The organism is Clostridium saudiense, from assembly GCF_000577815.1.
Classification (GTDB): Bacteria; Bacillota; Clostridia; order Clostridiales; family Clostridiaceae; genus Clostridium; species Clostridium saudiense.
In genome coordinates, this window is the sequence record NZ_CBYM010000015.1 from 15098 (window position 1) to 32413 (window position 17316).

At 29.9% G+C, this 17316-nt stretch carries 12 protein-coding genes; 1 reads left to right on the forward strand and 11 read right to left on the reverse strand.

Features of this window, described 5'->3' with window-relative positions; all coding sequences use genetic code 11:
- Positions 1 to 64: 64 nt before the first annotated feature.
- The 4 genes from TY07_RS09040 to gpmI form a co-directional block, all read right to left on the reverse strand.
- Positions 65 to 3511, reverse strand: coding sequence for a CIA30 family protein (locus tag TY07_RS09040; RefSeq protein ID WP_052330667.1), 3447 nt, complete (start codon positions 3509 to 3511; stop codon positions 65 to 67).
- A 320-nt stretch (positions 3512 to 3831) separates the two neighbouring features.
- Positions 3832 to 6018 (reverse strand): alpha-galactosidase, encoded by a 2187-nt coding sequence (locus TY07_RS09045; RefSeq protein WP_042398427.1) that lies wholly within the window; start codon positions 6016 to 6018, stop codon positions 3832 to 3834.
- Positions 6019 to 6251: 233 nt separating this feature from the next.
- Positions 6252 to 7118 (reverse strand): DegV family protein, encoded by an 867-nt coding sequence (locus TY07_RS09050; RefSeq protein ID WP_042398429.1) that lies wholly within the window; start codon positions 7116 to 7118, stop codon positions 6252 to 6254.
- Positions 7119 to 7259: 141 nt separating this feature from the next.
- A complete protein-coding gene (gpmI, locus tag TY07_RS09055) occupies positions 7260 to 8792 on the reverse strand; it encodes a 2,3-bisphosphoglycerate-independent phosphoglycerate mutase (protein WP_042398437.1) in 1533 nt (510 codons plus the stop codon).
- A gap of 308 nt (positions 8793 to 9100) precedes the next feature.
- On the opposite strand from gpmI, the gene TY07_RS09060 reads away from it, so the two are divergent.
- Positions 9101 to 10162 (forward strand): CHASE3 domain-containing protein, encoded by a 1062-nt coding sequence (locus TY07_RS09060; RefSeq protein WP_042398439.1) that lies wholly within the window; start codon positions 9101 to 9103, stop codon positions 10160 to 10162.
- Between the two features lie 51 nt (positions 10163 to 10213).
- On the opposite strand, the gene tpiA is transcribed toward TY07_RS09060, so the two are convergent.
- The 7 genes from tpiA to TY07_RS09095 form a co-directional block, all read right to left on the reverse strand.
- Positions 10214 to 10960, reverse strand: coding sequence for a triose-phosphate isomerase (gene tpiA / locus TY07_RS09065; protein ID WP_042398442.1), 747 nt, complete (start codon positions 10958 to 10960; stop codon positions 10214 to 10216).
- Positions 10961 to 11094: 134 nt separating this feature from the next.
- Positions 11095 to 12273 (reverse strand): phosphoglycerate kinase, encoded by a 1179-nt coding sequence (locus TY07_RS09070; protein WP_042398445.1) that lies wholly within the window; start codon positions 12271 to 12273, stop codon positions 11095 to 11097.
- A gap of 152 nt (positions 12274 to 12425) precedes the next feature.
- Entirely contained in the window at positions 12426 to 13439 is a 1014-nt protein-coding gene (gene gap / locus TY07_RS09075) for a type I glyceraldehyde-3-phosphate dehydrogenase (RefSeq protein WP_005211699.1), read from the reverse strand.
- Between the two features lie 105 nt (positions 13440 to 13544).
- Positions 13545 to 14579 (reverse strand): sugar-binding transcriptional regulator, encoded by a 1035-nt coding sequence (locus TY07_RS09080; RefSeq protein WP_042398448.1) that lies wholly within the window; start codon positions 14577 to 14579, stop codon positions 13545 to 13547.
- Between the two features lie 304 nt (positions 14580 to 14883).
- A complete protein-coding gene (locus tag TY07_RS09085; RefSeq protein ID WP_042398451.1) occupies positions 14884 to 15720 on the reverse strand; it encodes a DegV family protein in 837 nt (278 codons plus the stop codon).
- Positions 15721 to 15740: 20 nt separating this feature from the next.
- On the reverse strand, positions 15741 to 16202 hold the full coding sequence (locus TY07_RS09090) for a tRNA (cytidine(34)-2'-O)-methyltransferase (RefSeq protein WP_042398454.1): 462 nt from the start codon (positions 16200 to 16202) through the stop codon (positions 15741 to 15743).
- A gap of 184 nt (positions 16203 to 16386) precedes the next feature.
- The gene (locus TY07_RS09095; RefSeq protein WP_042398594.1) at positions 16387 to 17223 is read right to left on the reverse strand and encodes an HAD family hydrolase; all 837 of its coding nucleotides are present in this window, start codon (positions 17221 to 17223) and stop codon (positions 16387 to 16389) included.
- Between the last annotated feature and the right edge of the window lie 93 nt (positions 17224 to 17316).

A 17316-nucleotide genomic window follows, 5' to 3' on the forward strand; every position in this document is an offset into this window, starting at 1 on the left:
AAATAAGCTGAGAAAATAAATCTTCTCAGCTTATTTATATATTATGAAATTTTTATGATCTTACTTAATCATTTTTCTTTCTTTTTGTTAACCCAATACCTCCAACTAAAGCACCTAAAGCTGCTACTACAGCTATAGCACTATTTACTCCACCTGTTTGTGGCAATTTATTATTTCCATTCCCATTGTTTCCATTGCCATTATTACCATTATTTCCACCATTATCTGGTTTTACTGGCTCTGTTGGTTTATTTTCATCTTCATCTGGTGTTGGTACTGTATCTTCAACTTTGCTTGAATCAACAGCTCTAATATTATCGAAATAAATTGTTGAATCAACGTCGGCATTATCTACTGTATTACAATAAATTGCAAATCTTTCAATACTACTTGGATCAAAGATTGCTCCTTCATTTTTAGGTGTTAGCTCTTCAAATTTTAATGTTAATTCTTTTGCTTCATTACCAGCAACAAAATCATTTAAATACCATTCAAAGTCTTGTCCATATGATCTTACTTGAATTACTAACTTTTGTCCTTGTCCATCTGGATTAATCCATAATCTTAATGCATCATATTGTGACCAATCATTTTCTAAGTTTTTAGTAATACCTGCATACCCTTCTGAAATCTTCGAAGTGTTAATTTTATAATTAAATGCTAATCCATATGTGCCGTTATTGTGCTCATTTAACTCTGTAGTAAGTGTAGGACTTACTGAACATCCTGCACCTTGATCAGTTGTCCATTTTTGCTTTAATAAAGCTTCCTCTCCCATGTAACTTTCAAAATCATCTACTAAATTTACAGCCTCTTCTGATTCTTCAATATTGAATATAACATTAATAGTATTTAATGGTTCTTTTTCCTTATTACCTACTAATTCAATAGTCCCAATAGTTTCACCAATTTTATCTAATAATTTTTGATCTATATCAGCTTTGAAAACTCCATCTTCTTCTACAGCCTTTAAAGTTTTAATTTTCTTACCTTCGCTGTCTCTTATTACAAAACTTATCTTCTCATCAACATTTTTAACACTTGCTGTTATTGTCGTTGGGTTTAATACACGACTTCCTGATGTAGGAGAAGTAATAAATCCATAGGAATATGCTTCTTCTACCGAAGTATTAGCCTCTGCAAAGTTAGCATTGCCATCTGCAAATATTGATGAATCTTCGTTATAGTAGTCAATAAACTCGTTAATCATTTCATGACCTTTTGTTTCACTTACCATATATGGTGCAAAAACATTTCCTTCATCAAAATTTGCCCATGACATAAAGTATGGCATTGATGATTCTCCAACAATATCTGATACATTTTGGAACCATTGTTTATTTGCATTTCCACTTACAGGCATACATCCATAATTTATTCTTATACCTGTTTCTGATAAAGCAGCCAACTTACCTTTTTCATCTGCAATACCTTGTACAAGTTCTATTGTTTCTTTTAACGTGCTCATCCAAGGATCAGTAGAAGCATCTTCTGATGGATTATCATGATACATATCAAAAGCAATTATATCTATAAATTCATCCCCTGGATATCTTGATAAATAATCTGCCTCATCTACAAATGGCCCATTTGGAGAATAAACATATAAGAAATTATTTATTTCTTTATCATCTCTTAAATATTCAACAGTATATCTAAATAGATTTTTATAAGCTTCTTCATCACAGAATGCTTTACCCCACCAGAACCAACTTCCATTGTTCTCATGAAAAGGTCTAAATAATACTGGAACATCTTCTTTTGCTAATTCATGTGCATATTCTGCTATCATATCTAAATATCCAGTATAAACTTCATTTAAATCCCCACCTGGCATAATTCTTGCAACTACGTTACCTGTCGTAACTCCTGGTGTATATCCATAGTAATCATAATCTCCATTTTCATCCACACCTTTTTCTGCTACTAAAGCAAAGTTTGGCATATGTGCAGACATTGTTATAATTGATCCTTCTTTTGCCGCTTCTGCATTTAACTTAGCTGCCTTTTGTGGCAGAGTAAGTCCTGCAGCTTCCTCTTCTTCAGTTAATTGAAGTTCATTTCCTGTTAATGATAATGTATCTATACCTATCATACCTGAAATTGATCCTGTTAAATCTTTTGTATCAGAATTTGTTAATTTATCCTTTAACACAGCTTTATGATGAGTATCATTTTGATGTCCATAAATTACATTTTCAGTTTTACCAATACCTTTTAAATATGAATATAAATCTGCTGTTGTTTCACTAGCATTAGAATCTACTAACTTAACAGAAGATTTTATATCTAAATCTGAAAGATTTAATTTCTTTTGTTCTGTTGTGACTGCAGTTTTTTCTACATACACCTCATCTTTTTTTACTTGTCCTAATTCTATATTATCAATATAAATATTCCCTTTATAATCTGTATTAGATCCAATAACACTTAATGTTATTCCATCAATTTCAGTATTTTTTGCATTAAATTCAATAGTTACTGGAATTTTACTTAATCCATTACCAATATCCTCTGCAAGTTCCCTGTCCACCTTACCTTCATCATTAGCTACACCATCAATAAATAACTTAGCCTTAAATAATCCAGATATCATTTTATCTGTTTCATAAATTAAATCAAAAGTTATCTTATTATATCCATTAAAATCAAGTTTTTCTTCATTATATTTCTTTTCAATTTTAACTTCACTCCAGCTTAAAGACTTATATTCAGAAAAATCTAAGGCCATTTTTAAAGAACCATCACCTACAGTAGTATCATGTTCTACTTCAACATCTTTTTTATAATCCCAAGTTCCACCAAAATTCCATCCATCTAATCCGTCACTAAAATCAAATTTTAATTTATTTACTTCTGGAAGTGGTGTTTCTTCACCTGAACTAACTTTTCCTGTTACTTTGAAATTATCTATATAAATATAATCACTATAACTACTTGGTTGTCCAATAATAAGTATTAATAACTCTCCAATACCATCAATTTTTGTCTCTATATTTCCTGTAAATGTATATTTAGATAATCCATCACCATTGTCAACAAAATTATCTGCAACAACTGTAGCTATATCTGTTTCTTTCCAATTATATCCGCTATCACTTACTGTTCCTCTTAATTTTAAAGTTCCAAGTGTATCTAGTTTATCTGTTGGAATTAAAACATCATAACTTACAGTAGCTCCTACTAACTTTTCTTCACTATTATATCCAAATTTTAATACCTGCCTATTTTCATCCCATTTATCATCACCTGTAAATGCTGGTTTGAATTTTAACATCTCATTTTCAATCGAGGTTTCTATCTCATCATCAAAGTTTACTGTTGCATTATATGGCTTCATACTATCAACAGAAAAATCATTAGTATAAATTATTTTTCCTGCCTCAGATTGAACCTCATAATTATTAACATTTAAACTATTAGTTGCATAAACTACTGTTTGAAATTGACTTACTGCTACTGAAGTTGCTAATACTAAAGCTGCTAATCTTTTATTTATCGTAAATTTCATTACTTTCTCCCCCTATTTTATGTGTTACTTTAACCCCATATTAAAACGTTATCAAAGATTATGAATAATTATCTATCTATTAAAGATCTACACCTCCCCCCTAAATAATTAGGGTTATATTACTTTAATTCTATTTTCTTATGTAATTATTTACAATCTCAATATATCTACAAATGAATTATCGCTAATAATTAATAATAATTGTTAATAATTCATAAAATTTAAAGCTATTTAAATATTAGCATTATTATTGAAATTTATAATCATCAATATAAGTTTCTAATATATTAAATAGCTTTACTTGTAATTTTTATAATCTCTTATTCAGCAGTTAAATGTATTAACTTTGATGAATAATCTCCATATAAAGAAACATTAATTCCAGCATACATTAATGCTCCTCCCGAAATTACTTCACCACTTTCTTCAACTTTATACATTTTATCTTCCACTAAACCTTTTAGTTTAATTCTTCTACTGTGATAATTTGGTCTTCCAAGAACTTGTACACAAGTTACTAATACTTCATTTTTATCTTTAGATACAACTTCCCAAGCATCAAAGCCATGATTTTCTGAGAAGTTTTCTATACGATAATAATCTCCTCTTCTTATTAAATCATTATACTTATGATACATTTTAACTTGAGACGGTATCATTTCTCTATCTTTTTCTGGTATTCTAGTTACATCTAATTCATATCCAAATGTTCCTGCTAATGCCACATGACCTCTAGTTTCAAAAGGTGTAGTTCTTCCTACTGTATGGTTAGGACAATCACTTACATGTGCCCCCATCACTGAAAGTGGATAAACCATTGAAGTTCCTTCTTGAATTTTTAATCTTTCAATAGCATCGGTATCATCTGAACACCAAATTTGTGGACTATAGTATAGCATACCTGGATCAAATCTTGCTCCACCACCAGAACAATTTTCTAGTAATATATGTGGAAAATCAGTAGTCAATCTATCCATCATTTCATAAACTGCCAACATATATCTATGGAATAATTCACCATGTTTTTCTGGTGACAATGCTAAACTTCCTAAATCAGTTAACTGCCTATTCATATCCCATTTTACATAAGTTATATTTGCACTTGAAAGAACCTTTTTTATACTTTCATATATATAATCTACTACCTCTTGTCTAGATAAATCTAATACATATTGTTCCCTACATAATGCTGGCTCACGGCCTTCAATATGAATACACCAATCTGGATGTTCCCTAAATAAATCTGAATTTGGTGAAATCATTTCTGGTTCAAACCATATTCCAAATTCCATTCCTAATTTATTAACTTCATCTACAAGATTCTTTAATCCACCTTGAATCTTTTCTTCGTTAACTATCCAGTCACCTAATGAAGAATTATCACTATTTCTCTTTCCAAACCATCCATCATCCATAACAAGCATTTCTATTCCTAATTTTGAAGCTTCTTTTGCTATAGATAATAATTTTTCTGTATTAAAATCAAAATAAGTTGCTTCCCAGTTATTTATAAGTATTGGTCTTTTCTTATCTTTAAATTGCCCTCTAATTAAATTATTTCTATATAAATCATGGAAAGTTCTTGTCATCTTTCCTATACCTTTATTTGAATATACCATTACTACTTCTGGTGCTACAAACTCTTGTCCTTCTTCTAAAACCCAAGCAAAATCTTCTGGATTTATTCCCATAACTACTCTTGTTGTATCAAATTGACATCCTTCAACTTGAGTAAGGAAATTTCCTGAATAAACAAAATTAAATCCATAAACATTTCCACTTTCATCAGTAGCATCATTATCTAAAAGAGCTATAAATGGATTATCTTGATGACTTGATTCTCCTCTAATACTAGATACAGCTTGTTTACCATAGCTTATCTTCTTTCTTGAAATATGTCTTTCTCTTGCCCATGATCCATGAAGAGAAATCATATCATAATTTACTCCATCAAAATCCACACAAGTTGATAGCACTTTAGTAAGAGTTACTGGATTATTAGAACAGTTCTTTACTATTATACTTCTAGTTATTACATCTACACTTTCAAATGTTGTATATACTAAAACTACTTCTAAATTTAAATCTTTATCTAAACATGTTATTTCTAAAGTTGTACATTCATTTTCATCTCCAAAAGTAGCAGGAAGTCCTTTTAATGATTTCTTTCCTTTAAATATTTCATGAGATACGTATTGCAGTTTACAAGCTGTATGTCCATTATTATCTCTTACTTGCAAACATGATTCTCTAAAGTCGCCTATACCATGTGTTGAATATTCCATTGGGAAGCTATCATAAAATGATACTCTATCTCTATTATTTTTTGATGGTACATATGGCGGCTCATCTATACGCAATAAATAATTAACGTTTTCATCAACTATCTTATTTCCAAAATAAACATGTCCAACAAATTGTTCCTCATCTACTATTGCTATAATATAAGATGTATCTTTTGAATCTAATTTAAATACTTTATGTTTTTCTATAAATCTTATACTCATACTCTTCTCCCCTAATTATTATATATTATTATCACAAAATTAATTTTCAACTCTAACTTATTATAGTTACCTCCTTAAATCAATATTATTTAAAATCTTATTAATATTAATCGATATTACTGATTTTTTGTTTATATTACCACCAAAAAGCCATTAATAATACCATAATAATTTCATTAAAAACATAAAAAAACTGTATAAAAACTACTTATAGTTTTTATACAGTTTAACTTTTATCTATTACTTCCTAAAAATACTGCTGCTAAAACTCCTGGGCCTGCATGAGCACCTACAACATTTCCAACATAATTTATAATTACATTCTTAAATTTTACTTCTTCTAAAATCATATCTCTTAAAGTTTCTGCTTCTTCTAAGCAATCACCATGACATATATATAATATTTCATTTTCAGTATCTACAGCTTTTTCTCTAACTTCATTTACTAAAAATCTTAATGCCTTCTTCTTACCTTTAATTTTTTCACCTTGAATCAATTTACCTTCATCATCTAAAAATAAAGTTGGCTTAATATTTAAAAGACCTCCAATAGCAGCAGTTGCACCTGAAATACGTCCACCTCTTTTTAAATGATTTAAATCATCTATTAATATGGAATGTATTACTTTTCTCTTATTTTCTTCTAGCCAATTAACTATTTCTTCAGCCCCTATTCCACTATCTCTCATTTCACATGCTTTAGCTACTAGTAACCCTTGACCAACAGAAACACTTAATGAGTCAACTAAATAAATATTTGCATTTGGATATTCATCCATTAAATTATTCTTTGCTATATTAGCACTATTAAATGTCCCACTTAAATTTGATGATAATGATATATATATAATTGAATCTCCATTTTTTATATATTTAATAAATTCTTCTTCAAACTCATGAGCATTTATTTGAGATGTTGTCGGTGTTGCTCCTTCTCTCATCTTATTATAAAAATCTTTATAACTTAAAGTTTCACCTAAATCATCTTTTATTGCTTGTCCATTTAAATTTAATATTAATGACAATAATCCTATATTATTATTTTTTATATAATCTCTTGTTAAATCACATGCTGAATCCGTTATTATCTTTATTCCCATAATTTTAATCCTCCACTAACTTTATAATAGCTGTGTTTTGTTTTGTAAAGAAATTATATATGTAAATATTAAAATTGTCAAATGTTTTGATATTCAAACTATATGCACAAAAAAGAGAGGGATTCCCCCTCTCCTAAAATACTATTTTATTAAAGATTCACCTGACATTTCAGCTGGAACATCTAATCCCATAACTGTTAACATTGTTGGTGCTATATCAGCAAGTTTTCCATCCTTTAAAGACTTACCTTCTGTGTGGTTAGATACCCATACAAATGGAACTGGATCAGTTGTGTGAGCTGTAAATGGATTTCCTGTTGTTAAGTCAATCATAGTTTCAGCATTTCCGTGGTCAGCAGTTATAAATACTGTTCCATCTAATTCTAAAACTTTATCAACTACTCTTCCTAAGCATGTATCAACAGCTTCAACAGCAGCTTTAGCAGCTTCCATTACTCCAGTATGTCCAACCATATCTGGGTTAGCATAGTTTAATATAATCATGTCATACTTATCTGAATCTAATCTCTTTATTAATTCATCAGTTAATTCTGGTGCACTCATTTCTGGTTTTAAGTCATAAGTTGCAACCTTTGGAGATGCAATAAGAGCCCTATCTTCACCTTCGTTTTCTTTTTCAACACCACCGTTGAAGAAGAATGTAACGTGAGCATATTTTTCAGTTTCTGCTATTCTTAATTGATTTAATCCCTTAGAAGCAACATATTCACCTAAAGTATTAGTTATTGCTTCTGGTCTGTAAGCAACTTCAACACCTTCTAAAGTCTTATCGTATTGAGTCATTGTTACAAATACTAAATCTAAAGTTTCTCTTTCAAATCCAGCAAATTCTTTATCGTTTATAGCTCTAGTTATTTCTCTAGCTCTATCAGGTCTGAAGTTAAAGAATACTACTGAATCCCCATTCTTTATTGTTCCAGTTGGAGCTCCATTTTCTTCGATAACGCATGGTAATACGAACTCATCTGATTTGTTATCAGCATAAGATTTTTCCATACATTCAACAGCAGATGTAGCAGTTTCACCTTTTCCAAGTACCATTGCATCATAAGCTAATTGTACTCTTTCCCATCTGTTATCTCTATCCATTGCATAGTATCTTCCTGAAATAGAAGCAATTTTACCTACTCCGATTTCAGCCATGTAGTTTTCTAATTCAACAACGAAGTCTTTTCCTGAACCTGGAGCAACGTCTCTACCATCCATAAAGCAGTGAACATATACATTTTTAACTTCTTGTTCTTTAGCTAATTTTAATAATCCTTTTAAGTGATCTATATGAGAGTGAACTCCACCATTAGATAATAATCCCATTAAGTGTAATGCACTATTATCTTTTTTAGCATTTTCCATAGCTTTTAATAATGCTTCATTTTTAAAGAATCCACCTTCGTTTATTTCTTTAGTTATTCTTGTTAATTCTTGGTATATAATTCTTCCTGCACCAATATTTAAGTGTCCTACTTCTGAATTACCCATTTGTCCATCTGGTAATCCAACAAACATTCCGCTTGCTTGTAATTCTGAGTGAGGATAGTTTGCAACTAATTTATCAAAGTTTGGTTTATTAGCAGCTGCAACTGCGTTTCCATCACCTTCTGGAGCAATTCCAAATCCATCTAATATCATTAACATTACAGGTTTCTTAGCCATAATTCCCTCCAAATATATAAATACTTTTTAGTTTCAAAAAGACTTATAACCTTGTGAGTTTCATCATATAGCTTAAGTCCTCTCTGAATCTCACTCGTCATTAGTATTCTTATTGAACCATTTTTATTATACTATAATTATTATTTCTAAACAATATAGATACTTTTTTGTAAACGATTGTCTAAAAAATTTTCTGATAATTTATTTTTAGCATTTTTATCAATAATTATTTTATTATTTATTAAAGTCACTTAATATTTATTTCTTTTCATATAATGAATTAGAATATCTACAAAGGATGGTTTATTATGAAAAAGCTTTTAATTTATATTATAATTCTAGCAATAACGCTAATTGTGACATTAAATCTCTTTGTATTTTATAACAATTCTTCGCTATCAAATACTTTAAATAATTCAGATAATATTAGGAATACAATAACTGAGCTTGATAACTTTAAAACTACAATAACTGAAATGAGTGATTCTCAAGAATCTTTTATAGTAACAGGCAATTCAAAATATAAAGATGATTATGAAACTAACTTAAACAATGCTTATGATTATTCAGATACACTTTTAAATAATGGAATAATATCAACAGAAGATAAAAATACACTTGTTGATTTAATTAAAGATTATGATTCCATAAATCAAACAATTTTTGATAGTAGTATAACTTATCCTGCTTCAAAAGATTTTGAAACCCTTGTTACCAATTCTAATAATGCTAAGTTAAAAATTCTTCACTCTGTTAGTAATCTTATAGCTGCTCATAGGGATTCTCTTGAAAAATCATCAAATAATATTTCGCAATCCATTGGTAATCAAAAAACTTTTATAAGTTGGATTAGTAGTATCTTTACTGCTTTAATGGCTATTCCTCCACTACTTGCAAAAAAATTCATAAATAACTCTAAGAATATTAGTAATAGTTTTACTTCCTTAACATCAACTAATACAACTAATTCTAATAGTAATGATGAATCTTCAACTTTATCTGATTCAATTAGTACATTAGAAACATTTTTCAACTTTCAAAATAATGCTGAGGAAATAAAAGAAGTACGAAACCAATTAATTCAAAATGCTACATTAATTAATTATTTGAATGTTGTCGACTTTAACAATTTAGAAATGTCAAAAAACTATAATGATTGTAAAAATGAATTATCATCAATCATTAATGAATTTATTAATATTGAAAAGAAATGTTTAGAGAATTCATCAATAGATATATGTAATGAAATAGAATCAATAAAATTAGCCTTAGATCAACTTTCAAATTCTATAAACAATTTATATAACTATAATGAATATATGATTAATATAAGTAAAATACTTCTTAAGAAAACTATTGATTCTAAATAATTTAATAAAAAAAGAAATCCCTAGCAGAGGATTTCTTTTTTTTATTAAATTCTAGTAGTTTACGATTTGAGCAAAATCAGTAGCAACTAAACTAGCTCCACCAACTAAAGCTCCATCGATATCAGATTGAGCCATTTGAGCTTTTATAGTTCCTGGCTTAACTGATCCACCATATTGGATTCTTACTTTGTTAGCAACTTCTTGACCAAACATTTCAGCAACAACGCTTCTTACAGCCATTATTGTTTCGTTTGCTTGCTCATCTGTAGCAGTCTTTCCTGTTCCGATAGCCCAGATTGGTTCGTAAGCTATAACAACTTTTTCTGCTAATTCTGGTGATAAACCTTCTAAATCAGCTTTGATTTGAGCTCCAACAACTTCGTTAGTTGTTCCATTTTCTCTTTGCTCTAAAGTTTCTCCACAGCAAAGGATTGGAGTTAAGTTGTGAGCGAAAGCAGCTTTAACTTTCTTGTTTAAAGCTTCATCAGTTTCGTTGAAGTATTCTCTTCTTTCACTATGTCCTAAAACAACATAGCTAACTCCCATAGCTTCTAACATTCCTGGAGCAACTTCACCAGTGAAAGCTCCTTTTTCTTCAAAGTGCATGTTTTGAGCAGCAACTTTGATGTTTGATCCTTCAACTGCTTTTAATACAGCATCTAAACAAACAAAAGTAGGGCAAACTACTACATCACAAGTAGCATCCTTAACTAATGGTTTTAATTCATTTATAACTTTAACAGCTTCTTCTGGAGTGTAGTGCATCTTCCAGTTTCCAGCGATAATAGCTTTTCTCATTGTATTCACCTCTATAAAAAATTTTTCAAAATTTTAATTAATAATTAAGTTAGAAACTGCTAATGCAGTTTCTAAAAAATATATTTTTCTAAAGTCAGCCAAAGCAGACTTTATTACTTAACTATTAACAGCTCTTATTTATCGTTTAAAGCAGCGATTCCTGGTAAAGTTTTACCTTCTAAGAATTCTAATGAAGCTCCACCACCTGTAGAGATGTGAGTCATTTTGTCTCCGAATCCTAAGATGTTAACAGCAGCAGCTGAGTCTCCTCCACCGATAACTGTTGTAGCATCTGCATCAGCCATAGCCTTAGCAACAGCAATTGTTCCTTTGTTGAAGTTTTCGAATTCGAATACTCCCATTGGTCCGTTCCAGATAACAGTCTTAGCATCTTTAATTGCGTCAGCATATAAAGCTTCTGTCTTAGGTCCGATATCTAATCCCATGAATCCAGCTGGAATGTTTTGATCTTCAGTAACTGTAGCTTCAACATCCTTGAATCCATCAGCAATTCTGTGGTCTACTGGTAATAAGAATTTAACACCGTTAGCTTCAGCTTTAGCTATCATTTCCTTAGCGTAGTCCATTCTATCATCTTCACATAAAGAAGTTCCGATTTCATATCCTTGAGCTTTTAAGAATGTGTAAGCCATTCCTCCCCCAATGATGATTGTATCAACTTTTTCTAATAAGTTGTTGATAACAGCTATTTTATCAGAAACCTTAGATCCACCTAATATAGCAACGAAAGGTCTAACTGGGTTGTTTACAGCTTCCCCTAAGAATTTTAATTCTTTTTGGATTAAGTATCCGCATACAGCTGTATCTACAAACTTAGTAACACCTTCAGTTGAAGAGTGAGCTCTGTGAGCAGTTCCGAATGCATCATTAACGTAGATATCACATAAAGAAGCTAATTCCTTAGATAATTCTTCTCCGTTCTTAGTTTCTTCTTTTCTGCATCTAGTGTTTTCTAATAATACAACGTCTCCGTCTTTCATATCAGCAACAGCTTTTCTAGCATTTTCTCCAACAACTTCTTCATCTCTAGCGAAAACAACTTCTTTACCTAACATTTCGCTTAATCTTACAGCAACTGGTGCTAAAGTCTTAGAAGCATCTTTTCCTAAGTGAGAGCAAAGTATAACTTTAGCTCCATTTTCAACTAAGTACTTGATTGTTGGAAGAGCTCCTACTAATCTATTTTCATCAGTGATAACTCCATCTTTTAATGGAACGTTAAAGTCACATCTTACTAAAACTCTTTTACCGTTAACTTGAACATCTTCAATTGTTTTCTTATTAAAGCTCATTCTTTTCACCTCATAATTTATTCATAATTTTATCTATAATTTTAAAATAGGCCCGGTCTTATAAGTATGCCTTAGAGACCGGACCCATTTTAGGATCTTATAAGAGTGCTTTTGTAAGCATCTAATCCGTATATATAATTATCTATTAAAAATTAAGCTAATTCAGCGAAGTATTTAATAGTTCTAACCATTTGGCTAGTGTATGAGTTTTCGTTGTCATACCATGAAACAACTTGAACTTGGTATAATCCTTCTCCGATTTCAGATACCATTGTTTGAGTTGCATCGAATAATGAACCGTATTTGATTCCGATGATGTCTGAAGAAACTAATTCTTCTTCAGTGTAACCGAATGATTCGTTAGAAGCAGCTTTCATAGCAGCATTGATTCCTTCTACAGTTACATTTTCACCCTTAACAACTGCAACTAAGATTGTGCTTGATCCAGTTGGAACTGGTACTCTTTGTGCAGAACCGATTAATTTTCCGTTTAATTCTGGAATAACTAATCCGATAGCTTTAGCAGCTCCAGTTGAGTTAGGTACTATGTTAACAGCCCCAGCTCTAGCTCTTCTTAAATCACCTTTTCTTTGAGGACCATCTAAGATCATTTGGTCTCCAGTGTAAGCGTGGATTGTTGACATTATTCCTGATTGGATTGTAGCGTAGTCATTTAAAGCTTTAGCCATTGGAGCTAAGCAGTTTGTAGTACAAGATGCAGCTGAAATTATGTTATCTTCAGCAGTTAATATATCTTGGTTTACGTTGAATACAACTGTTGGAAGGTCGTTTCCAGCTGGAGCTGATATAACAACTTTCTTAGCACCTGCTTCAATGTGAGCTTGAGATTTAGCTTTTGATACGTAGAATCCAGTACATTCTAAAACTACGTCAACGCCAATTTCTCCCCAAGGTAATTTAGAAGCATCAGCTTCAGCATATATTCTAACTTCTTTTCCATCAACAGTGATAGAATTTTCTCCAGCAACAACTGTATCACCTAAAGCGTATCTACCTTGTGCTGAATCATATTTTAATAAATGAGCTAACATTTTTGGGCTTGTTAAATCGTTGATAGCAACTATTTCATACCCTTCTGCTCCAAACATTTGTCTAAATGCAAGACGTCCTATACGTCCAAAACCGTTTATTGCAACTCTTACCATTACAATTACCTCCTAAAAATAGATATTATATATTTAAAATTAAATTTTAAATCGTAATTAATATGTTGAAATATCTTAATTAACAAACTTTATTCTAATTAAGTATTATTTATTTAACTTAATTAATTCAGCAATTTTTCTTCCTGCAGCTTCATCTGTTACTAAAACAGCATTTGAATTATTCATTTCAGCTGCAATAATAGCTTCCACTTTATTTTCTCCTGCAGCCACAGCAATATGCGTGTTAATTTTTTTAGCATCATTAATATTTATTCCAATTGGTGTATTTTCTGAAACAACTTCTGAATTTTTATTAAAATAACATCCAAAAGCTTCACCAACTGCTCCTAACTCTTGAAGTTTACTTATATATTCTTCTGACAATCCACGCTTTTTAGCCATATGAATTGCATTACCTATTCCATAAATTAAAATATCAGCATTATGAATAGTATCAATAACTTCTTTTATTTGTTTTTCTTTAAGAAGTCCTTCTAATACTTTATGGCTTACATTTTCAGGAATGTGTAATAATCTATAAGTTCCATCAAGTTTATTTGCTAACGATGCTGCTAGATAATTAGCTTGACTTTCAACTTTTCTTCCCATTCCGCCTCTAGCAGGAATAACAAGAACATCTGAAACATTATTTACCTTTGGAAAAGCTTCAACCACTTCTTTAATTGTGCTTCCTCCAGTTATGGCAATTATATCTTTATCTTTAATAAGATTCTTTATATAGTTAGCTGCTGCTCTACCTAGTTCCTTAATGGTTTCTGGATTTTCATAAACATTTCCTGGAACTATAACAACATCTTTTACGCCTAAAAATGATTTAATACATTGCTCAATATCGTTTAACCCTTTAATTTCATAGATAAATTCTTTTAATCCATCTAATACTTTTTGTCCATCTTTTGTAACTGTCATACCAGGGGTATTAATTTCTATTAAGCTTTGTGATTTTAATAAATCAATTTCATTTCTAACTACTCTTTCGCCAAGATTAAGTTCATTTGCTAGCATCCTTCTTCCAATAGGTTGGTTATAATAAATTGTCCTTAAAACATTATATCGCTTTTCCAGGACTTCCACTAGCTCAGGAACTATCTTTCTTTGCAACTCTAATATTTCCTGCACCACAGACCCTCCTTTGGACTAAAAACGTCCCAGCAATGACTTTTATGTCCCACATTTATTATTATAAAACAGATATCTAAAATTTGAAAGTCTTTCTAGTAATTTTTTTTATATTTTTTTCTTTTTTTTGCTTATAATGAGTTTTTACTCTCACCAAATCTATGTTTTACCAGCTTTCAAAATCATCTTTTATAAGTTTACTATTATATTTTATACTAATTATGTATATCTATTCATTAAATTTTTTCCAATTAATATAAAAAAATAAGCAAGAATAACTATAAAGTTATTACTTGCTATTACATTATTTTTCAATAAAGAAAACTCCACATGCTTTAGTCCCTGAATGTATTCCCACCGTACATCCAACTATTCCATGAATATACTCTATATTTTTTTCTTCAAAATACTTTTTAAGTCCTTCATATATTTCTTCATTTAAAATTTCATCTATTACTATTGGAGAATCAAAATCAACATTTCCATTTTCAAAATCAGAAATAACTTTCTTTAAAGCTTTTTTACTACCTCTAACTTTATCTTTGACAGCCATTTGCCCATCTTTTACTTCTAAAATAAGTCTTAACCCTAAAACACTACCAATTGTTCCTGCTGTTTTAGAAAGTCTTCCACCTCTAACTAAGTTTTCTAGTGATTCAAAACTTAAAGAACTCTTAACCTTTGGAATTAAATTTTTAATTTTTTCTTCAATTTCAAAGATATTATCTCCATTATCTCTAAATTCACATGCCTTTAATACTAAAACACCTAATCCAGATGTTACATTCCTAGAATCAATTACAACTATATCATCACTTTCTAACATATTTTTTGCTATACATGCTGATTGATATGTCCCACTCATTTCTGATGATAATGTTAATGTTACAATCTTATATCCTTCATCTAAATATTTTTTAAATGTTTCTTCAAATCTGCTTGGTGTAACTTGAGCTGTTGTAGGAAGAATATTTTCCTTCTCTATTCTTTCTAACATATCATGTGTATTTATTTCTACTCCATCTAGGTAACTTTCTTCTCCAAAGTTAATTAATAAAGGTAAAACTTCAATTCCCTTTTCCCTAACAAGATCTGCTGGTAAGTCTAAAGTACTATCAGTAATGATCTTAATTTTTTCCATACAAGTACCCCCTATTATTATTATTTCATATTGGGAAAACCAATCTGTTTTAACGCCTCATAAGCTACTATTGCTACCGTATTTGATAAGTTTAAACTTCTTGTGCTAGTTTGTATCATAGGTATTCTTATTCCCATATGTGCATTATGTACTTCATTAGGAACACCTGATGATTCTCTTCCAAACATTATAAAATCTCCCTTTTGGAACTTTTCATCTGAATATATATTTCCTCCGTGAGTAGTAGCTAGAAATATTCTCTTATCTCCATATTTAGCCATGAATTCTTCATATGATTCATGCACTTCTAATTTTAAGTCTTTCCAATAATCTAAACCTGATCTTCTAACAGCCTTATCATCAATACTAAACCCTAAAGGTTTTATTAAATGAAGTGTTGAATCTGTTAAAACACAAGTTCTTGCTATATTTCCAGTATTTTGCGGTATTTCTGGTTGATATAAAACTATATTTAAATTCAAAGATTTCACCTTCCAAAACAAAAAGTAAGATGATATAACATCTTACTTTACACTATTTATATATACTTTATGATACTATATAGTCTTTTAATAGTCAAAGCATTTTACAGTTTGTTAATTTTTGAATAGATAATTATTATTCTTTATATTATATATTATGCTATTATTATAACAATTATTTAAACTATTTTTCTTTTAATATAAATTTATTAATAGCCTTTGCAACTCCATCATTCCTATTAGTATCAGTTATATAATCTGCTATATTTTTAATCTTTGGAATTGCATTCCCCATTGCTATTCCTAGTCCTGCTAATTCAATCATCGACATGTCATTTTCATTATCTCCGATGCAAATCAACTCTTTTTCACTAATATTATACTTATCTATTAATGCTTTAACTGCATTTCCTTTTGATGCATTTCCATAATTAATTTCTAAGCTATGTCCTCCTGATGAAAAACTAACAATATCGTTCAAACTATTTATTTCATTTTTAATTTTTAATATAGTGGACTTAAAGGGGCTTATAACAATGGACTTATCCATATCCTCATTATTAAATATTCTTATCCATTCCTCCTTACTTCTAACATTTATATATTTTACATTTAAATGTTCACAACACACTTGTTTTGTCATATAACACTGCGTCGATACTTTAGTTAACCAATTATTACAGTAAATAGTGTCTTTCGTATTAAATTGAAAGAAAGTATTATATTTTATTAATATCTCAAGTATTTTAATACATTCTTCCTTAGGAATAGAACATTCATATATAACCTCATTAGTTTTTTGATCTATAACAATAGCACCATTAGCTGCTACTACAGGAGAATCTACACCTAAAAATTTCGAAAAATACAATGCATTATTATATAATCTGCCTGTAGTTACAACTATTTCAACTCCCATATCATGCGCTTCTTTTATTGCTCTTTTATTTTCTTCTGAAATTCCCTTTCTTCTCCCTAACAAAGTGCCATCCATATCTATGCATACCATCTTATATTTCATATAAAACTCCTTACCTTCCAACTTTACTCCTTAAAACCATACATTATATTTTATAACTTATACTTATAAAAGGTTTTTTATTTTATAAAAAAA